The following is a 21,403-nucleotide window of genomic DNA, read 5'->3' on the forward strand; positions in this document are numbered from 1 at the left end:
CCGGGGGTTGAAACCCCCGTCGAGAGAGCGAAAGTCCTCTAAAAGAGGACTGAAAAGCACATTAAATAAACAATCAAGTATTTGTCACCATAATCGAGTATTTTTCACCATTCTTCAGTCGGTTTCAACCGACTTTAGCTATGAGACAGGGGTTTCAACCCCTGGCGGACTCGCGGACAAACAAACGAGCCCGTGGACAAACAAACGACCCCCCGGACAAACAAACGACCTCCCGGACAAACCATCGGCCCGACGAATAAAGAATAAATCCTCGTGGTGTTGCCAATATTGTCGCCCAAATGCGAGAACCCTTACAAAAAACTGGGCATCGCCCGCCCCAAACAGATGTGTTTAACCGATCATAAATTAATGGATCGCACAATCCAAAATCCTAAATCGCCATGAGTTCAGAACGCGAACAAGCCTATCTCAACCTGATAAATCAACTGCTAACCTGTGCCAGCGGCGAAGAAGCAGAGATATTGAAAACTCACCCGGAATTGCTGGATAATGGCTTGGTGGCGGTAATGCTAGAAGAGGCCGAGCGTCTTAGAGAATTGGGCGAACTAAATAATGCTAATTGGTTGATGGATTGTGCCGGGATACTGCTTGGGATGAATGACAATACCTCAGTGGCAGTCACCCGAAAAGCGGAAGCAGACAGACTGTTAGAACAAGGAATTCAGCAGTTTAACATCAGTCAATTTCGAGAAGCTTTGCAGTCTTGGGAACAGGCATTAACTATCTATCGGGAAATCGAATATCGCCAAGGAGAAGCTAATTCCCTAGGCAATTTGGGCACTGCTTACTATTCCCTAGGGCAATACCAGAAGGCGATCGCATTTTACAAACAGTATTTAGAGATTTCACGGGAAATAGGTGATCGCCAAGGAGAAGCTATTTCCCTCGGCGGTTTGGGCAATGCTTACAATTCCCTAGGGCAATTCCACAGGGCGATCGAATTTCACCAACAGTCTTTAGAGATTGAACGGGAAATAGGTGATCGCCAAGGAGAAGCTAATTCCCTCGGCAATTTGGGCAATGCTTACAATTCCCTAGGGCAATTCCACAGGGCGATCGCATTTCAGGAACAGTCTTTAGAGATTTCACGGGAAATCGGAGCTCGCCAAGGAGAAGCTATTTCCCTCGGCAATTTGGGCAATGCTTACGATTCCCTAGGGCAATACCACAGGGCGATCGCATTTCAGGAACAGTCTTTAGAGATTTCACGGGAAATCGGATATCGCCAAGGAGAAACTAATTCCCTCGGCAATTTGGGCAATGCTTACTATTCCCTAGGGCAATTCCACAGGGCGATCGCATTTCACGAACAGTCTTTAGAGATTAAACGGGAAATCGGAGATCGCCAAGGAGAAGCTATTTCCCTCGGCAATTTGGGCCCAGCTTACAAATCCCTAGGGCAATACCAGAGGGCGATCGCATTTCACGAACAGTCTTTAGAGATTTCACGGGAAATCGGAGATCGCCAAGGAGAAGCTAATTGCCTCGGCAATTTGGGCTTAGCTTACAATTTCCTAGGGCAATACCAGAAGGCGATCGCATTTCACGAACAGTCTTTAGAGATTAAACGGGAAATAGGTGATCGCCAAGGAGAAGCTATTTCCCTCGGCAATTTGGGCTCAGCTTACTATTCCCTAGGACAATTCGACAGGGCGATCGCATTTCACGAACAGCATTTAGAGATTTCACGGGAAATAGGTGATCGCCAAGGAGAAGCTAATTCCCTCGGCAGTTTGGGCTCAGCTTACTATTCCCTAGGGCAATACCAGAAGGCGATCGCATTTCACGAACAGTTATTAGAGATTTCACGGGAAATCGGATATCGCCAAGGAGAAGCTATTTCCCTCGGCAATTTGGGCAATGCTTACTATTCCCTAGGGCAATACCACAGGGCGATCGCATTTCACGAACAGTCTTTAGAGATTGACCGGGAAATCGGAAATCGCCAAGGAGAAGCTACTTCCCTCGGCAGTTTGGGCTTAGCTTACGATTCCCTAGGGGAATACCAGATGGCGATCGAATTTTACCAACAGCAATTAAAGATTGTACAGAAAATCGGAGCTCGCGTGGGAGAGTCAATCTCTCTCAACAATTTGGGAAATACTTTCCTAAAAACTCACCAACTTGCTGAAGCTGAAACAGCACTTCGCGCCTCAATCGCAATTCATGAAACTCTGCGTTCTGAATTAGTAAGTAATGATCACAAAGTCTCAATCTTTGAAACCCAAATATCTGCCTATCGCCTGCTGCAACAAGTCCTAGTTGCCCAAACTAGATTTGATGAAGCCTTAGAAATATCTGAAATGGGTCGTACCCGTGCCTTCGTCGAGTTATTGCAGCAAACCTTATTAACAACCCCCCCTCAGTCCCCCCCTGATCAAGGGGGGGAAGAAGAGTTATCTCAATTCCTCCCTCATAAGCCCCCCCTTAGCAAGGGGGGGTTGGGGGGGTTATCAAGATTTGAGGAAGAAGCAAACCTCTCAAAGCCCCCCCTTAGCAAGGGGGGGTTGGGGGGGTTATCCATCCCCAAAATCCAACAAATCGCCCGCGACAGAAACTCTACAATAGTTGAATATTCGATTGTCAATCCAGAAATTTACATCTGGGTAATCCAACCAAACGGCAACATCACCCATCGCGCCGCCAGCCTCGAACCCCTCAACCAACAAAACCAAACCCTCAAACAAATCATCCTCCAAACCCGCGTCTCCATCGGCACCGATGAAACCGACGACGCAGGCAAAAAAATTCAGCTAGAATCCCAGTACAATCGAGACGAAACAGGCGGCTTTCCCCTATTGCAACTCCTCCATCAAATCCTGATCGAACCCATCATCGACTTGCTACCCACCGATGTTAATTCCCCCATCATCTTCGTCCCCCACTACGACTTATTTTTAGTTCCTTTCGCCGCCTTGCAAGATAGCAACAACCGCTACCTAATCGAAAATCATACCATCCTCACCAGCCCATCCATCCAAGTATTAGAAATCACCCGCGAACATCAAAACCGAGTGCGAGGATTGAAACAAGCCGCCCTAATTGTCGGCGATCCAACTATCGCCGCCAAATTCAAAGAAAAGCCCTACGAACTCAAACAACTGTCCAGGGCAAAAGAAGCCGCCGAAGCCATCGCCGCAACTTTAGGAACCCAAGCAATTAGCGGAGAAAATGCCACAAAAATCGCCATTTTAGACAAGATGCTAAACACGCGCATCGTCCATTTATCCGCCCACGGACTCCTCGACGATTTCCAAGGTTCCGGCATTCCCGGCGCGATTATTTTAGCACCATCAGCAGACACCGACGACGGCGCACTTATAGCCGCAGAAATCCTGCAATTAAGACTCGATTCCGAACTGGTTGTTTTAAGCGCGTGCAGCACCGGGCGCGGTACAATCACGGGAGATGGAGTCATCGGATTGTCGCGCTGCTTCATCGTCGCCGGAGTCCCCAGCATCATCGTTTCCCTGTGGAATATGGGAGCGAATTCAGCCAAATTACTAATGACTGAATTCTACCAAAATTTAGCACGGGGCGACAATCGAGCAGCCGCCTTGCGGTGTGCTATGCTAACCACAAAAGAGCGATTTCCGAGTCCCATAGCTTGGGCTGCATTTACCTTAATTGGCGAAACCGAAACTTTACCGCTATCAACTCAAAAGAGTAATTTAAGGAGATTAGTAATGTCACTTCCCGATGAGGCCACACCCGAAGAAATTGTGGCGGCTTTTAGTAAGTTATTGAAAATATCCGATCCGAAGCTATTTGTCGATCACTTATCAGCGCTTGATGATTCTGTGACAGATAATGTGAATATTATCGCTCAAACAATCAAGGATTGGTGCGAAAGCAGGCCTCAAATTGAAGAGAATTTAGAGAACGAAATTTATCACGCGGGTGCGGGTGGGACTGATAGCGATGCACCGGAGGAAATTGTGAGGGAGTTTTACGAAACGCTCAAGGAAAATAAGATTCGATTGGGTTTGTCTGTGTCATCTGCACCGCCTACACCGCCAACAAATAATCCAGAAACACCTTCCTAGAAGACAAACCCTAAAAATCTTGTGGGCTGGGCATCTTGCCCGCCCCAAATATCTGATAGAAATACTCGAAAACATCTCAAAAACTTGATTATGAGCCAAGAATGGCAAATTAAAAATTCCAGCATTACCCTCTATCCTTTCCACCTGCGGGATGATAGCGACGCAGGCTACGGACAAGTAGCCCGAAATGCTCAATCCTTGTGGGAAAATCTAGCAGATAATGTCGGCAAAGAATTTAACATCAACGAACTAAAATCCCTCAGAGACAAGCTAACTTGCTACAAAAACGGACAGTACGAACCAGACGATAAACAGGAAAATCAGAATAACGGCAAATTACTAAAGCCCGATGGAAAAACTCTTAATTTTCAGCAAATAACTCAGCCAGATAACCAGAAACTTGATGGTTCTATCTATGCCCTACGAATTCACGACACTTACACCGCAGACTTGACATTTTACTATAAAAATGTCACAATGAAAGTAGCGGACTTAACTCGATTAAATCCCCAAGGTTGCTTGTTGCCAAATGCAATTAAACCCTCTCTGGGACAAACCTTATTATTATACGCCGAACCAGCAGTTTATGATACTTACCGCAAACTAGCTGACGAATCGGTTAAAGCTTTTGTACAAGATAAAGAGCAACCATTAGTAGAGTTTCGCGCCGAAGGAAAGTTATTCGGCAGTCCGATTTTTGAGTATGATAGCCGCCAAGATGATGCGCGTCAGCGATGTCACTTTCTAGTATGGTTGCAAGAGAATCCCCAAACTTTGAAATTCGTAACGCTGGCGTTTAATTCTAACTTGATGAATCTGCTGTGTTCTCGCGCTAAAATTGTATTTGTGTATGGCGAAGCTAGGAAAAAGTATCGCCAAGCACAGCAAATAGTCAGCGAGTTAGAAAAGAAGCTTCCCGAATTCAGTCAAATAGAAAGCGAACAAGATAGACAAGTTAAGTTGCAGAAGTTAAAGCAATTTCTGGCTGAAGTCCGCACAAAAATGTTTGATTGTGCTCAGCAAGTGCGGTATTTGAAAGAAGACAAAAATACTATTGACACTAATGCTGAAAATTATGGTAATGCCTTGACAAAAATTAAAAGTTTGTGCATCCCCGGCGACAATCTGGATTTCTTGCAGAAGTTTCTAGATTTAGCTGAGGATAAGTATCAGCGGCAAATTGAAATCGATTTAAACTACCTGATTGCTAGTCAAGAGTTGTTCCAGCAGTCGATATCCACTGTGCGCGGGATGGTGGAAATTGAACAAGTAGAATTGGACAGGGAACAGGAAGACGGGGAGAAAAAGCGCGATCGCCAGCTTGAGAATATCATCTTTTTTGTCGGAACTGCGATCGGCGGCGGACAAATCTTTTCCGCCGCCTATCCTCTAATCAAGGATACACCGATTAAATGGCAACCCGATCTTTCTCTACCGCTGCATCCCTTTGCTGCGACAATTATCTTGAGTCTGCTGTTTGGCTTACTATTTGGCTTATTAATGCTGGGTATCGCCGTTTTGGTAAGGAAAACTTTTCCCCGATAATTTGGATTTATGACTTATATCATGTCCGATCGATTGACCGCGATTAAAGGCCGGGGCGGGTTTACAGATTTTCCCGTTTCTATTCAATATCTTGGTGAACCCGCCCCTACAGGAATCATGGTTAATTGACCGGACATGATATTACGCATAAAACCAAAGAAACCGGGTTTTTCGGGGTTTTTGGGTGGTATAACTTATATGTTGCAGCATTCTTAAGAACAGGCAAGATGCCTGTTCCACAAAGAGTCAATTTTTTGGGGGGAGTAGGGGTTGGGCATCTTCGCCTCAGCATTCTTAAGAACAGGCATCTTGCCTGTTCCACAAGCCGAAGATGCCGCCCATAAATTACAAATATCGAGTTAACTGGACTCGATAGCGTTCCTTCTTAGTAACAGCAACTTCCCCAATTTCCAATCTTCCCTTGCCCGTAACAGCAATTAAATCTCCCGACTTGACATTATAACTAGCTTGAGTAACGTCTTTCCAGTTAACTCGCACGTCACCGCTGCCAATTAAATCGGCCATTTTGCTGCGAGACATTGCGAATCCAGCCGAGGCGACAGCATCCAATCTCATGGATGCTTCAACAGTTGTCATTTCTTTCTTTTTGGGTTCTCTAATTTTGAGTTCGCTCAACTCAATGCGCCGCGTTTGCACAGGAACCGATCGCACTTGCTGCAAACTCATCTCCAAATACTCTACCATCTCGGGCATGACAATCGCTTGGGCGCCGCGTTCACCCAAAACAATCACATCGCCCGTTTTCTCGCGGACAATTCCCGTACCCAACATCGCCCCCAAAAAGTCGCGGTGAGAAGCTGTATCGAACAAGAAATTACCAGCGATTTCTACCGCAGCAATGCTAACGCTAGCAGAGTCGATCGGGATATCCGATCGCGCGATCGCAATTCTTTGTCTTTCAGCTTGCGGGTAGCCGCCCCAAGCCACTAATTCCACATCAGTTAAGCGCTTAAATACCGTCAGAGTGTCCGCCAATTCTGGAGGCGACAGAAAATCACTCTGAGTAACTTCCCAAGTTTTAATTGCTTGTTCTGCTTGGTCGATCGCCCGCGCCACACATTCGCGGTTTTCAATGCCTTTTAACAGTTCTTCTCTTTGTAACATCAGTTAATGCTAGATTCTAATTTGAAATTGCCAAAGTTTGCTGTAACTAAAAAGTCTACTTTTTTAACAGTCGCACTACTTTAATTATAGTCTAAAATCATCAAATAACGATCGTATGATTTTAGTTGCTGGTAAAGCTGATATGATGAGTACGATTATTGTACCAAATCTATGAAGTCTTCGAGTTTAAGTTTTTGCAAGAGCTCGATCGAGTATGGCAGCAAAATTGTCCACCCAACTACTTATTCTTCTTCACCCGCAAATACAGTTCTTCCATCGCATCAATAAACGAACCATCCTTGTGCCAAAACTGTGGAAAATCTCCCTGTTTCTTCACCACGATCGCACTTACGCCACTCTGTACCCCCACATCAATCGTCTGCGGTAATCGCTTCGCACCGTGCCAAAACTCTTTCAGGCTGACCGTTTGCGCCTCACTGGCGATCGCCCGCGTGTAATAGGAATCCACCGCCACAGGGGCCGCTGCATCAGCAGTTAACTCTGCAGAAAGCGCCAAGCCCAAAGGCGTTTTTGCTAATTCGCGGTGCAGCACTTCCTTAGAAAGCCCCCGTAATTCAAACAGTAAAAAAGGATCTTTGTCCAATTCGGCCGCCACCAAATAATAAACTCCGGCAATATGTTTGCACGGATTGCTATAGTCTGGGCAAGAGCAAGTAGTCTTAAAGTCCTCGCGGCTGCTGGGTAAAAGGTGCAATCCGAGGGGTGCAAAAGCCTTTTCAATATTGTCGGGCATTTCATTGAGTAGCAGCCGGGAAATGAAGCTGGCTTTTGATGCCATTTGGGCGATCGCCACTTTCCACTTTGCCTGACTAATTGGCTCAAACTCAATTTGAGTTGTGTACAGAGGCTCCTTATAAACCCCAAAATAAGGATTAACCGAGCCTCTCACCTGTGCCATCACTAACCCATCATTCATGCCAAAGCTTTTTACCTTGCCGTTTCGTGCATAGGCACGTCCCCGCCCGAGTCGCCCAGAATCAGTAAATCTTTCTAACGCATCGATAAATTTATTGCCCCACCAAGTCCGAGTAAATTGTGACATAAGCTGTTCTGCATTTAAATTGTATATTTCGATGACAATCAAAAATCCTCTCCCTCTCTCCCCCTCTCCCCCTCTCCCTCTCTTATGTTGTTTCTCCTAATCTAAAACCGCATTTTTATTGAGCCTAATTAATTTCTTAAATGCCTCATTATCCAACTCAGTCAACCACGATTCATCAGCACCAATAATTGACCCTGCCAATTTCTTTTTATCCTCAATCATTTGGTCAATTTTTTCCTCCAACGTGCCAATTGCTACAAACTTATGCACAAACACATTTTTTTCCTGTCCGATCCGAAACGCCCGATCCGTCGCCTGATCTTCCACTGCCGGATTCCACCAGCGATCGAAATGGAACACGTGATTGGCTTTTGTCAGCGTAATTCCCACGCCGCCCGCCTTCAGTGACAGAATAAATACCGAAGGTTCAGACTCTGGATCTTGAAACTCTGAAATCATCCGTTCCCGTTTTTCGCGACTGGTTCCCCCGTGGATGTAGTAAGTGTTGTAATGTAGCGTTTGTTTAATATATTTTTCCAACGCGCTTCCCAGCTCTGTAAACTGCGTAAATACCAATAAACTTTCGCCTTCTGCTTTGACTTCCTCAATCATCTCGATCAGCCGTTCCAGTTTGTGCGATCGCTCTGGTGTAAACTCACTTTCATCCTGCAAAAACTGGCGCGGATGGTTACAAATTTGCTTCAGCTTCAGCAGTGTCGCCAAAATCATCCCCTTGCGCTTCATCCCTTCCGCCGCGTCAATTTCTTGTTCTACCTCTTTCACAATCGCTTCATAAAGGGAAGCTTGCTCGCGGGTGAGATTGCAGTAGAGCTTTTGCTCAACTTTGTCGGGGAGATCCTGAATAATCGACTTATCGGTTTTCAGACGGCGCAGGATAAAAGGTTCTACTAATTTTTTGAGCGCGGCTGATTGTGTGCGACTCCCATGTTTTTGAATCGGTAATTCAAACAACTTCCGAAACTGCGCCTCTTTACCCAAATATCCGGGATTGAGGAAATTAAAAATTGACCATAAATCCAACAATCGATTTTCCACGGGTGTTCCAGTCAATGCTAGTCGATGGGTAGCGGGTAACTTTAAAATCGCCTTGGTTTGCGCCGCTTTTGGATTTTTAATATTCTGGGCTTCATCAATTACCACGCGATGCCACGCTACGCTGCTCAACAGCTTCTCATCTTTTCGCACCAAGGTAAAGGAAGTAATCAACATATCACAATCTTGGACGGCGGCTTTAAATGCTTTGGCATCTTGCAAACGTTGAGGGCCGTGGTGAATCAACGATCGCAATTCTGGAGCAAACTTTTCCATTTCCTTTTGCCAGTTACCAACTACGGATGTGGGCGCAATTAGCAGCGTGGGTAGGACCGAAGGTGCGATCGCTTTTTCTGTCTCTTTTGTAGTCGATAAAACTTCCCGCTCTTGCAATAATCGAGCAATTACCTGCGCCGATTTACCCAAACCCATATCATCGGCAAGACAGCCATTTAATCCCAAACTTTCCAAATAACTCAACCAAGAAACGCCGCGCTTTTGGTAATCCCGTAACTTGCCCTTAAACTTTGCTGGATCTGCAATTAACTCTAACCGACTCTTATCGTTCAGCTTCTCCAACATATCCGATAAAGCCCGATCGCGCTCAACCTCCAACTGTTCGCTCGCTTCTCCTTCTGCCGTCAACTTCATAAAGTCAATCAGGCTTAAATCGGGGTTTTCTTCGCGATGTTTTTGCCAAAAATTTAGCATCTCCTGCATCTTGTCTTTGTCCAGTTCCATCCATTGTCCTCGGAACTGCACCAGCGGTGTTTTGCTATTTACTAACGCCTGCCATTCTTGTTCGCTAACCCGTTCACCCCCGATCGCCAATTCATACTGATATTCCACCAAGGAATCCGCCGAAAACAATCCTTTGCCCTTGATTGCAGCGCTCTTGCTGCCCTTCCCTTTGACTTGCAGGCGAATCTTCGCCCGTTGTCGCCCCTTCGGCGTCCACCAAGCGGGGACAATCACTTTGTATCCGGCATCTTCTAATACCCAAGCGGACTCGCTGAGAAAGGTGAAAGCATCATCTAAGCTGAGGGTAATGTTAACAGGTTTGTCGGTTTCTAGCCCTTGCCAAAGTTGGGGATAAATGCGGGCAGCGTAGCCGAGATTTGTCAGCAAATGTTGCTCAAAGTTGTCTCCGAATTGTGTTTGCAACTGTTTTTGTTGAGTCGATCGCGATCGCCAATAATCCTGCAACGGCATCCGCAGAGATGGGTCTTTTTTCGCAGCCACCTGAAACTCTAAAACCCAAGGTTGTTCGGGGTTTTCGGGGGATTGTAGTTGAAAGCAGAGGGAGAATGAGTCAGCAGATTGATTGCGCGTAATGCGATCGCGCCAGGTTTGCCATTGCCGGTATTGATCGAGGCTTACTTGTGCGATTTTTCGTGTTTGGTTGAGGCAGATTTGGAGTAAAGAATCCGCAATCTTATTTTCAAACGATGCTGGGATGGGGGTTTGAGTGACAATTTCCACGATCGCACACTCGGAAAAATGCCGCAGCAACCGTTCGCGATCGTAGAACTTTGGTGTATCTTGTAGCTGGATCTTCCGAAAACCGGACACACAAACTAAAGGCATCCATTCAACATAGCGTTGTAAATCAGTTTCGTACTGTGTGGAAACAATTTCCCATCCCGGATAAATCTCAAAGCTGGGTGCAATTTGGGCAGGTGTTTTGGGAGTTTTTGCAGTTGTTTTGGTTTTTGTCTCGCCCGCTTTCTTACGCCCGCGCGTGGCTTTCTCAGCGGGTTCGGATGTTTCGATGGGTGCGATCGCGATCGGAGCAGTTTCTCGATAGCGCAACGCCGGAATATAATGATCTTTCAGAACAATTTGCTTAAAATTTTGGGTGTAGTGATACCAAAATAGCAAGTCTGAACCAAACTGAACTTCTGCTACATCGTAGAGGGCAAAAAAATGCAGATCGTTCAATACTTTAGTCAAAGTGTGGGTGGCGATGGACACACAATCAACTTGCCAATACTCCAACTCAAATGTTTCGGGTAACTCTGTCTCTAAATATCGCGCTAGTTCTAAAGAGGGCAACGGCTGATTGTCAGCAGTGGGCAGTAAAAAATACCGAGGGACGATCGCGTATTCTCGCCCCATCGCACTTGTATTGCTGACTGCTGACAGTTGAATCCCGGCTTCTTTCGTTAGAAACTCTCTTAACTGTGCCGTCTCCAATTGTCGGGGATGAACCTTAGCAGGCTGTTTTTTCTTTTGAGTGGTTTCAACCCAAAGACAAAAAGTTCCACCTTGAACAAAACTCTCTTCTGTTTGAGGAATCCAAGTCCCGTGGAGGATTTTCATAGGTTATACCATCAATTAGCGGGAAAAGATAAGACGGCGGTTGAAAGAGACTGTTGGCGAATTCGCTGGTGGTGTTACCCATCACCTCTAGGAGGCAGTATTTCCGTTCACTATTGGTAGTTAATGGCTATATGGTCAATTAGACATTTAGTCTAGAACCACTATAGCAATCCTCGCATCAGTTTCAATAACTGGTTAACTTCCAAGCTTTGCCTGGGAACCGATGTAAGCGAGGCTCTGCCTCGGCCCAGACTATGGAGGCAGAGCCTCCGGATATGCGTTACCAGGAAGAGCCTGGTAACGAGTATAATCATTTAGGATTGCTATATTTTTAGGGGTGAGGGGTGAAGCCCTTTATTCATTCGCCAACAGTCTCTAATAATCAATCCTCCACTAGCAGTCCGCTCAAATCTCAAATCCCGGTTGTCAATACACAACTGAAAAAACTGCTCGTCGGTTAATTCCAGCGTTAATTCTAGGGGAGAATGTAGGGGGATAGTTTGTGATTCCATAACTGCCTCCAAATATTACACGAGTTGAATGTCAACAGTCAACAGTCAACTGCTGCGACAAAGTAAATTATTTCTAGTAAATTCCCGGAATAACCTTGTAAAACAGGATAACATAGGAGATGCAAGCAAAAAACAAACAGCATGACTCGCTTGAGTCACCCCCAGAGAAGCCTGCAAACTCCTCTCGGTTTCCGAAAAAACCCTTAGAAACTGGGACGAAGCGGGAAAAATCAAGACAATTAGAACTCCTACTAACCAGCGGCGTTACGACATTGACTCAGTGTTCAGTGACGGACTCGAACCAAGAATTACCGCCCTCTACTGTCGAGTTAGCAGCGCCAAACAAAAAGAAGACCTCAACCGACAAATTAGCTACCTCCAAGGAATCTACCCGCAAGGCCAAGTCTTCAAAGATATCGGCGGAGGACTCAATTTTAAAAGAAAAAGTCTTCTTGCCCTTTTGGGACAAGTCATGTCAGGAACTGTCAGCCAAATTGTGGTCTGCCACCTTGACCGACTCGCAAGGTTTGGTTGTGACCTCATCAGATGGGTATGCGAGCAAAACGATTGCAAACTCGTGGTTCTCGGTCGAACAGAGTTATCTCCAGAAAGAGAAATGGTTGAAGATATCCTTGCCATCATCCACGTATTCAGTTGTCGGCTCTACGGACTCGGAAAATACAAATCTACTATCAAAGAAGATCCGAGTTTACCCGGAAACGAAATTAGCAGCAACTTGGAGAACTTGGATAGCTGCTAGTCGGTGGTGCTACAACCAAGCGATTGCTATTCTAAAAACCCAAAGAATCGGTAAATACGATCTGCGAAAGCAGATTATGGATGGCGCACCGGACTGGGTAAAACAACAACCTTACAATCCCAGGCAGTTAGCAATTTTTCAAGCGTTTGAAGCTTATAAAGCCGCAAAGAAGTCGGGAGGCTTAGCCAAATTTAGAACGTGTCGCGATACTTCTCAAACGATTAGGTTCCAAGTCGATAACTGGAAATCCTGTATATTCTATCCCCAAGCAACCAAAAGTTTAAGTTTTAAGTCGGCAGAACCAATACTGGAAGTTATGCAGCATGAACCGAGCCTCAGTCTCATTAACGGTCAGTGGTTCATCAGTTATGCGGTTGATGAAACTAAGCCTGTCGCTACCGACTCAAAGTTAGCTGTAGCGCTTGACCCTGGAGTGAGAACTTTCATGACTGGGTTTGACGGACAAGAAGTTTTAGAAATAGGCAAATACGATATTGGCCGCGTTTACCGCCTTGCCAGCCATTTAGATAAATTGATGAGTCGAATCGGTCAAAATAAGGGTAGGAGTTTTAAGCGACTTCGGTATCGATTGAGAAAAGCTGCATCTAAGATCAGAATCAAAATCAAAAATTTAGTTTCTGAACTCCACAAAAAAACGGCAAAATACTTGTGCGACAAGTATCAGGCAATCTTTCTTCCCACTTTCGAGACACAGCAAATGGTAAAGAAAGGTAAGCGTCGCCTTGCCACCAAAACAGCGAGAGCGATGGTTACACTCTCGCATTACAAGTTCAAAAAAACGTTGAAGCATCAAGCAGCTAAACACGGCTGTGTTGTAGTAGACGTAACAGAAGAGTACACATCTAAGACCTGTTCAAAATGCGGTCACATTCATACAAAATTAGGAGGTAGCAAGCATTTTGCTTGCCCCTCCTGCGGTCACAAACTAGATCGGGACGCCAATGGCGCTTTTAATATTTTGTTAAAAGCTTTGAGAGATACCTCTTTGACTGGAATTCTTGCTGATTTCCAAGTCCTACCATACTCAGCAATCCCGGACTTCCGGGAATTGCCGGGTTAAATGTATCTGTTAACAAACAAATAACTAAGTCTCTGTATAACCTTGGATATTTTCCGGTTCAAACTGCTGCAAAATCTTCGCAGCTTTCCCAGTCAAATCATCAGTACCCTTAACCGCAATCAAAAATTTACCCGCATTCAAACGGTTGCGGTAGGGCAAAGCATCGCCACTACCAAAAGCCATACCGCCCGCGCCTCCAACAAAAACACTGCCCATCGCAGCGGCGATCGCACCGAGTACACCGCCGATCGCGTGATCGCCAATTTCCCCCGCCCAGGCAAAAGTCTTCAACTCAGTAATCAAGCTGAAAGTAACCCCAGCAATAAAGCCAAAGGGAATCAGCCAAATAGCCATGAGTTTAGCTTGTTTCTTCGCTTGCTGGTTCGGGTCGATCAAGCCAAATTCATCAGCAGTTTTGTAGCCGCGGCCCAAAATACTCACTTGCTTCATAGGCAAGCCTTCTTTTTCGAGAGCACAGTAGGCAGCTTCGGCTTGAATTCGATCGGGCAGTACGGCGATAAGATAATTCATTAGAAAACAATTCCTGATAGTTAGGCTGAAATAGCCAAAGTCTATTATAGACCGAAAAGACATACTAGCTAAGCACTTGGGGGATTTTCAGACGGTCAGAGAGTCTGATCGCCCGCAAAGCTAAAATATTTCATGCAAAAAACGGCCGACCTTGACCGAATACAGATACAATTCAAACTGCACAAAGGCAAGCTTGAGCTGAGCTGTTAGATACTGCTCTAAGTCTAAGTCTCAACTTTGAGCTCGCCAACGCTCGGTCTATTTTTACTATTGCACTCAATTGCTTGCTATGCCTAAAGTTCTAGTATCCGATCCGATCGACCAAGCCGGAATTGACATCCTCTCCCAAGTCGCGCAAGTTGACGTAAACACAGGACTCTCAGCCGAAGAACTGGTACGAATTATTCCAGATTACGACGCTTTAATGATCCGTTCTGGCACCCAAGTTACCAAAGAAATCATTGAAGCCGGGAATTCACTTAAAATTATCGGCAGAGCCGGCGTCGGCGTAGATAATGTCGATGTACCAGCCGCTACCCGCAAAGGAATTGTAGTCGTCAATTCCCCCGAAGGCAACACGATCGCCGCCGCCGAACACGCCCTCGCCATGATGCTCTCGATGTCCCGCCACATCCCGGAAGCTAACGAATCCGTCAAAGCGGGTAAATGGGAACGCAACCGCTTTCTCGGCGTAGAAGTTTACAAAAAAACCCTCGGCATCGTCGGTTTGGGCAAAATCGGCTCCCACCTCGCAGCCGCAGCCAAAGCAATGGGCATGAAACTGCTGGCCTACGATCCCTTCATTTCGACCGAAAGAGCCGATCAGTTGGGCTGCCGCTTGGTAGAACTCGAACTGCTGATGCGCGAATCCGACTACATCACCCTGCACATTCCCAAAACGCCGGAAACCCTGCACTTAATTAACGCTGAAGTGCTCTCGAAAATGAAGCCCACGGCCCGCATCATAAACTGCGCCAGAGGCGGCATCATCGACGAAGCAGCCCTCGCAGAAGCCATTAAAGAAGGCAAGATTGCCGGCGCAGCGCTCGACGTTTACGAACACGAACCGCTGCAAGCTGATTCCCCGCTGCGGAGTGTCGGTCAGAACATCGTGCTGACGCCCCACTTGGGAGCATCCACAGCGGAAGCTCAGGTGAATGTGGCGATCGACGTGGCTGAACAAATTCGCGATGTACTGTTGGGGCTGCCCGCGCGATCGGCTGTTAACATACCAGGAATTTACCCAGACTCGATCGAAAAACTCAAACCCTACCTGCAACTCGCCGAAACCCTCGGCAACCTCGTCAGCCAGCTAGCCGGAGGCCGAGTCGATTACCTCAACGTTCAACTGCAAGGCGAATTGGCCAGCAACCAAAGCCAGCCCGTAGTCGTCGCCGCCCTCAAAGGCCTGCTCTCCCAAGCCCTGCGAGAGCGCGTTAACTACGTCAACGCCAGCATTGAAGCCAAAGAACGCGGAATTCGCGTCGTCGAAACCAGAGACGCCTCAATTCGCGACTACACCGGCTCCCTGCACCTCTCGGCCAAGGGAACTCTCGGTGAACACACAGTCACGGGTGCTGTGCTCGGCGAAAGCGAAATTCGGATTACCAGCGTTGACGATTTCCCGGTCAACGTTTCCCCCACTCACCATATGCTGTTTACCCTGCACCGCGATATGCCGGGGATTATTGGCAAAATTGGTTCCCAATTGGGCAGTTTTAATGTCAATATTGCCAGTATGCAAGTAGGCCGTAAAATCGTGCGAGGCGATGCGGTGATGGTTTTGAGCCTCGATGACCCTCTACCAGAGGGGATACTGGCCGAGATCCTAAAAGTTCCGGGAATTCGGGATGCTTACACGGTAAATCTTTGACGGATTTTGGAGTTTAGATTTTGGATGCCAGGGCTGATAATTGGTAATGGGTAATTGATCGTTGGTAATTGGCCTGAAAGCGGGAATTTTTCTATTAGCCAATCCTCATTCCTCACTCCCCAGTTCCCAGTCTCCAGTTCCCCTGGGTCAATCTAAAATCTAAAATCTAAAATCTAAAATCGTTATGGCACATAGCTGGTGGGAAATTAGAATTCTTTGCGATCCGGCGCTGGAAGATATCATCTTTTGGCGTCTGGAACGATTTAACTGTCGGGGAACTGCTACGGAGCTCAAAAGCAATTCCTGCCTGATGTCGGCTTATTTGCCCGAAGAACAGGCAGGATTGCTGGATTTGGCCGCTCTGTCTCTGTGGCTGCGCCAAGATGCTCTGTGTGCAGGTTTGCCCCTACCTGCGATGCAGTGGGATTTGATTGAAGATGAAGACTGGGGCAGCACTTGGAAGGAGCACTGGCAGCCTCAAGAAGTGGGCGATCGCTTTTTAATTAACCCGGCTTGGCTGCCCTTACCGACTGATACCGATCGCGTTATTTTGCGTTTAGATCCCGGTGTGGCCTTCGGTACCGGTGCTCACGCTACTACTCAACTTTGTCTGGAGTCGCTGGAAATGCGGCTCGGTTTTGATGACAAAGAGTGCATCGTTGCTGATATCGGCTGCGGATCGGGTATTTTGTCGATCGGCGCGGTGTTGTTGGGCGCTACAAAAGTTTATGCTTTGGATACTGATCCTTTGGCAGTGCGATCGACCATTAGCAACAGACTACTCAACCGCGTTAATTCTCAGCAGTTGGTTGCAGAGCTCGGAAGTATCGATCGTTTGAAAGAAATGGTCGATGAGCCGATCGACGGTTTGATATGCAACATTTTAGCAGAAGTAATCATTGATTTAATCCCGCACTTCACTGCAATTAGCAAACCCACTACTTGGGGCGTGCTCAGCGGCATTTTGCTCGAACAAGCTAAGCCAATTGCTGACACTCTCGAACAGCACGGCTGGATTGTCGCTACTTTGTGGAAGCGCCAAGATTGGTGTTGTTTTAATATTCGGCGCAGTTAGCGTTTTTAGATTTGAGAGTTGAGATTTTAGGACTGTTGTATTCATTCTGAGCCATCTGGATTACTTGGTATGCGATCGGGTTCAACCTCTCGCACAGCTTGATATATTTATTGATAAAAAGTAGAAGTAATCGCGCTATTATCAAAGTATAAACAGCTTGAATAAGAAAGCTATGGACGTTGAAGAACTATATAGACGTTACGCTGTCGGAGAGAGGGATTTCTCTGGAGTTGATTTAAGTCATGCTGATTTAAACGTTGCTGACGTGGGTGATATTAGAGACCTCCCACCAGGTCAGAATGAGTTGAGTGGTATCAATCTCAGCGGTGCTAACTTGACTAGAGCCGATTTGAGTTTTGTTAATCTCAGCGGTGCTAATTTGAGTAGTACGAACCTTGAATCTGCTATCCTATTGGGTACTATATTGATTGCTGCCGATTTGAGGGACGCTATCTTAGATTATGCCGAACTGGGAGGCGAACTGGTTGATGCCGACTTGAGAGAAGCCAACCTGCATTGTACGCGATTGATTGATACTAACCTGACTAGAGCCAATCTAATGGGTGCAGAATTTGCAGCCACCGGAGAAGGTCGTGTGATTTTCTGCAATACCATTATGCCTGATGGTACTATTAGGAATGACGATTGCTCCTAAAGGGATTGATAGATCGGTTTTGCTGGAAAAGGGTATTGGAGATGGTAGGATATACTTTGATTATCTCATTAGCACGGTCTAAGATTGATTTGATATAAGAAAAAGTCAAATCAGCTTCAACTCATAGACTTTATTAAAAGTCAATAGCCTGGTATGCTAAGCAAGCTTTCCAGGCTAATTTGTTTGATGTCTATACGATCAGCCTTATGATTCGATTATTTCCTCTATCTCGTCTGGAATATTTGAGAAGAAGTCAAGCTCAGTCAACTCCTCAATTTGGTTAACAGTCAGTTGCCATGTTTGCCAATTTCTCCAAGCAGCTTTGTTTTGTATGTCTGGAAGACTTAACCCCAACAAAGTATTGAATGGGTGAGGAACTGGAAGTGGGAAATCTCCATTCGCATCTACCGATCCATTTGGATTAGTTGGGACGTGAGCTGGTTCAACCTCGTTGGGTGTCAAAATGCCGTAAGTTGTAGTGTTAGCAATTGTGACATTAGCAGGATTCAGTCCTGGTTGCTCTAAATCCAGTACGACCTTCCAAGTCCAACCAGGAATATTGATTCCTTTGCTTGTAAGAATCTGGGGATTTGTTAATCTGCTGGGTCTTGCTCTATGGCTTATACGTTGAGGATTTAGATTGCTTTCATAACCCCCAGCGACAACATAAAGCTCTTTTGAGTCAATATTAGTAGTGGATGCAAGCAAATCATCAAAACTCGTCCATGCTGGACTTGGCGGATTTTCATCTAGGCTGAGATCGTTGTTATCTTGATGCTGTGGAACTACATTCGTCATCAAAAAAGTCGCTATGTTGTCCTTTTCACTATTAGTTCGCTGAGACGAAGGTAGCATATGACCCCTTGAATACAAACTGTTGCTGTAGTCCTCATTTTTGACCCGACCCCAAGTTTCAGGAATACTTTGATCTTCGATAAATCTGAGATTTGAGCGCGCAACACTACCCAGCCACTTTTGATTCAGTTGCCAACTTACCCATTTAGGAGTTTTACTGCTGTCATCATAAGCAGTGGCAAACTGTGCTTTCTCTAGCAAATAGTTATTGCGCTCCGCAATAGCAAGATCAGTTGTGTTCCTGGCATCTGAGGGATTTCCAAACAGTAGATGTTGGCTTTTGAAAAATACATTATCTAAGTAAACATTACCGCCACCAACAACTTCAAACTTCAGAGTTGCTACTTGACCGCGCAAATTGTCAGGCACCTCTACTTGGAAAGTCTCAAACCCTTGAATTCCATAATCAATCCTTTGTGTATCTGCTAAATATGCACCTCTTGTACGATTCGCTCGCCTCAAGTTGATCGATGATGAAACGCCTAAAGGACTTCCATCTGCTGCTGACAAAGTGACCAAAACTGTTCTGCGTCGATCTCGATCCACCAGTTCTGTTTCGGGAACATGGAGGTCAAATCGTAAATTCCCCCACTCAGGCACAACAAAACGGTTGTGAGTAATACTTTTACCTGATTCTAGCTTCAGAGCATAATTTGCTTGAGTTCGATCGACCCCAATCCTATCGAGTTCCGCGTGCAAAGCCGGAGCCTCTGTTGCAGATAGCTGATTCACATCAACGAGATTGCTGGTAGACACACTCGCTGACGTTTCGCCATTATGAAAAGACCAACCAGGAATCGCATTAGAAAAAATAGTCCGATTACCACCCTGCGGATTGAAAACCGCATCAAAATTGCCGTTAAACAAAGTAGGAACCGCAGCATCTCCCCGCATCCTGGCATCATAAGTATTGTCAAAATCTACCGGGATACGCTCTACATTCGTTTGGGGACGAAACTCCTTTCCGCCACCCAAAACCGAATAAAACCACCCCGTACCAATTCCTTCCCAAGGAGCAGCATCAACACCATGCTCAAAACTGTCTTCCGGCGTATACCAAGGGCTAACGCGAGCGGCACCTGTCAAAACAGTAGCGCCAAATGAAAAGTCCTTATCGAACAAAGGTTCGCGATACCCATCGCCGCGTCGGCGGAAAAGAGGATTAGCATCTAAGTTTTCATCGAACGGGAAGTTAGTTGGAAACAAATCTGATGTCCCCCCATACCAACTCAAAACACGTCCGTGTACAGCTCCCCTTCCAGCAATACCAACAGTAGGATCGGTTTCCTTCGTAAACCCAGCACGACTGTTGTCATAATCTGGGTTATTTTGATTAGTTCCCAGAAAAACAGACAAATCCGGTTCTCCCAACAGCGGAGCAGTAGCATCGGGATTTTCTGACCTCCAACCTTCTCGCGGAAACTGAAGTCCGGGGGCTGTTTTTCCATCTTCAGTAGACGGAAGATTGGGAATATCCCGACCCGCAGGCGAAACCGTACCTCCTGATAAATCCGGTACTGTCTGATAGTAATTATCCGCAAAAGTGACATTTTCCCAAACCTGAACCTTCGGTTCGCGGAAATCGCCGAAATTATCTGTCACTACATTTAGCCCCGGTTGGTCGAAATCGTGGGGGTCTAAAGTTGTCATCTGAAGGTCGCGAATATCAGAGTTTTCTTTTCCACCAGCTTCAGGAAAATGAGTCCCCAAACGCTGAATAATTTCGCTGTTAACAACTGTTCCCCGACTGAAACCAACAAAATGCAGCGGTGAATTGAAAATTGCTCCTTGTTTTGCCGTGCTATTTTCATCAATGAACAGTTGGTCTAACTGCACGATGGAAGCAAAGAAAGTATCTGCCACTGCTTCGCTAAAACCTGAATCAGGAGCTGCCGATTCATTATTATTCGACCAGTCATTCAGCAGCACTAACGGTTGATTGTTGTCAAGGTATGGAGCTATGTAACTCTCCAACTTGGTGAGATAGTCGGCGTCATTTTCTGGATTCTCACCTGCTGGGAAATCTGGCGCAACCGCTCCATATTTGGTGACAGGAACCCAATAACCAGTAGCGAGGTCGTACCTCATCATCAAACCGTTGTCCTCAGCACCTGCATTGGCAATACTATTGCCCAGTTGGTAAAACTCTGAAGGAATTCCAGGGTTATCAAAAAAGGGAGCACTAAAGGGAGGCTTGAAGCCATGAGTCAGCACAGTTACGCTGGGGAAGACATCATTACCATCATCGGGCTCGGTCAATATTGGCGTCCAAAAATCGCCAAACTCTATGTTCCGGCTGCCATTTTTATTCCAAGCTTCAACAGCCCAATTGTACTCCTGACCCGCTGTCAAAGTGAGGTTGTCAGGTAGCGTGAAGCTGGTATTTGTACCTTCAATAAATGTTTGCCCGCCATCCAAAGTCCACTTGCCAATGCCGTCATCACCTCTTTGCCAAGTTGCAGTTAGAATTCGGTTGGGGTTGAAGTCGTTCTCTTGGCTGCGGTAAAAAGAAGTATTCCAAGGTTTTGTCAATAAGTCCAACTGTTCTGGTTTGCTCAATCCTTGATTGAACAGAAATTCATTGCCATTCGGGTCTGGTAAATCGACAACTTCATCCCACGGCAGCAGTCCTTCACCTTCATCGAATACGCTGAGGAAGAGGTTAACTTCTTCTACATTTTCACTCGGCAATTCGTCAAATTCCCATTCAAAAGTAGGAGTCAAGTCATTTGAACTATCCCCTGGCCCTGTTAAATCCAACCAATCCAGCGGTGTCGCCGCCAAACCGCGAGAGTTAGTCGCAGAAACGGGAGCTCGCTTGCTACCAGGCGGCACGCCGTAAGTATACTGGCTGTTCGCATCAATCAGAATCTGGAAGTCAGCAGC

General features: G+C 46.2%; 11 protein-coding genes and 2 pseudogenes. 7 read left to right on the plus strand and 6 right to left on the minus strand.

What is annotated here, in order from left to right:
- Nucleotides 1–401: 401 nt before the first annotated feature.
- Nucleotides 402–4,067, plus strand: coding sequence for a tetratricopeptide repeat protein (locus tag QUB12_RS15615; protein WP_333141075.1), 3,666 nt, complete (start codon nt 402–404; stop codon nt 4,065–4,067).
- A 90-nt stretch (nt 4,068–4,157) separates the two neighbouring features.
- Nucleotides 4,158–5,612 carry a hypothetical protein gene (locus tag QUB12_RS15620; RefSeq protein ID WP_333307478.1) on the plus strand — a complete coding sequence of 485 codons (1,455 nt, stop codon included), beginning with the start codon at nt 4,158–4,160 and terminating at the stop codon, nt 5,610–5,612.
- Nucleotides 5,613–5,957: 345 nt separating this feature from the next.
- Here QUB12_RS15620 and QUB12_RS15625 read toward each other — a convergent pair whose 3' ends face one another.
- The 4 genes and pseudogenes from QUB12_RS15625 to QUB12_RS15640 form a co-directional block, all read right to left on the minus strand.
- Nucleotides 5,958–6,737: a photosystem II S4 domain protein gene (locus tag QUB12_RS15625; RefSeq protein WP_333307481.1), complete on the minus strand. Its 780-nt coding sequence runs from the start codon at nt 6,735–6,737 to the stop codon at nt 5,958–5,960.
- 238 nt (nt 6,738–6,975) lie between these two features.
- A complete protein-coding gene (locus tag QUB12_RS15630; protein WP_333141081.1) occupies nt 6,976–7,800 on the minus strand; it encodes an SWIM zinc finger family protein in 825 nt (274 codons plus the stop codon).
- Between the two features lie 96 nt (nt 7,801–7,896).
- The gene (locus QUB12_RS15635) at nt 7,897–11,175 is read right to left on the minus strand and encodes a DEAD/DEAH box helicase (protein WP_333307484.1); all 3,279 of its coding nucleotides are present in this window, start codon (nt 11,173–11,175) and stop codon (nt 7,897–7,899) included.
- A 377-nt stretch (nt 11,176–11,552) separates the two neighbouring features.
- Nucleotides 11,553–11,687, minus strand: a pseudogene (locus QUB12_RS15640) (Uma2 family endonuclease); the annotation flags it as partial.
- A gap of 154 nt (nt 11,688–11,841) precedes the next feature.
- Between QUB12_RS15640 and QUB12_RS15645 the strand changes: the two are divergent.
- Nucleotides 11,842–12,447, plus strand: a pseudogene (locus tag QUB12_RS15645) (IS607 family transposase); the annotation flags it as partial.
- A complete protein-coding gene (locus tag QUB12_RS15650) occupies nt 12,389–13,528 on the plus strand; it encodes a transposase (RefSeq protein ID WP_333141150.1) in 1,140 nt (379 codons plus the stop codon). The pseudogene QUB12_RS15645 and the gene QUB12_RS15650, both read left to right, overlap by 59 nt.
- Nucleotides 13,529–13,552: 24 nt before the next feature.
- On the opposite strand, the gene QUB12_RS15655 is transcribed toward QUB12_RS15650, so the two are convergent.
- Nucleotides 13,553–14,059 carry a hypothetical protein gene (locus QUB12_RS15655; RefSeq protein WP_333105187.1) on the minus strand — a complete coding sequence of 169 codons (507 nt, stop codon included), beginning with the start codon at nt 14,057–14,059 and terminating at the stop codon, nt 13,553–13,555.
- Nucleotides 14,060–14,348: 289 nt separating this feature from the next.
- Between QUB12_RS15655 and serA the strand changes: the two genes are divergently transcribed.
- The 3 genes from serA to QUB12_RS15670 all read left to right on the plus strand — a co-directional run bounded on the left by serA (nt 14,349) and on the right by QUB12_RS15670 (nt 17,662).
- Complete coding sequence (gene serA, locus QUB12_RS15660) at nt 14,349–15,932, plus strand: phosphoglycerate dehydrogenase (RefSeq protein ID WP_333141086.1); 1,584 nt, start codon at nt 14,349–14,351, stop codon at nt 15,930–15,932.
- A gap of 184 nt (nt 15,933–16,116) precedes the next feature.
- Nucleotides 16,117–17,007 (plus strand): 50S ribosomal protein L11 methyltransferase, encoded by an 891-nt coding sequence (prmA, locus tag QUB12_RS15665; protein WP_333141088.1) that lies wholly within the window; start codon nt 16,117–16,119, stop codon nt 17,005–17,007.
- A 172-nt stretch (nt 17,008–17,179) separates the two neighbouring features.
- Complete coding sequence (locus QUB12_RS15670) at nt 17,180–17,662, plus strand: pentapeptide repeat-containing protein (protein WP_333141089.1); 483 nt, start codon at nt 17,180–17,182, stop codon at nt 17,660–17,662.
- A 204-nt stretch (nt 17,663–17,866) separates the two neighbouring features.
- On the opposite strand, the gene QUB12_RS15675 is transcribed toward QUB12_RS15670, so the two are convergent.
- On the minus strand, nt 17,867–21,403 hold a 3,537-nt coding region (locus QUB12_RS15675), incomplete at its 5' end, for a DNA/RNA non-specific endonuclease (RefSeq protein ID WP_333300570.1).

This window comes from Microcoleus sp. B7-D4 (assembly GCF_036705125.1).
In the GTDB taxonomy this organism is placed as follows: Bacteria; Cyanobacteriota; Cyanobacteriia; order Cyanobacteriales; family Microcoleaceae; genus Microcoleus.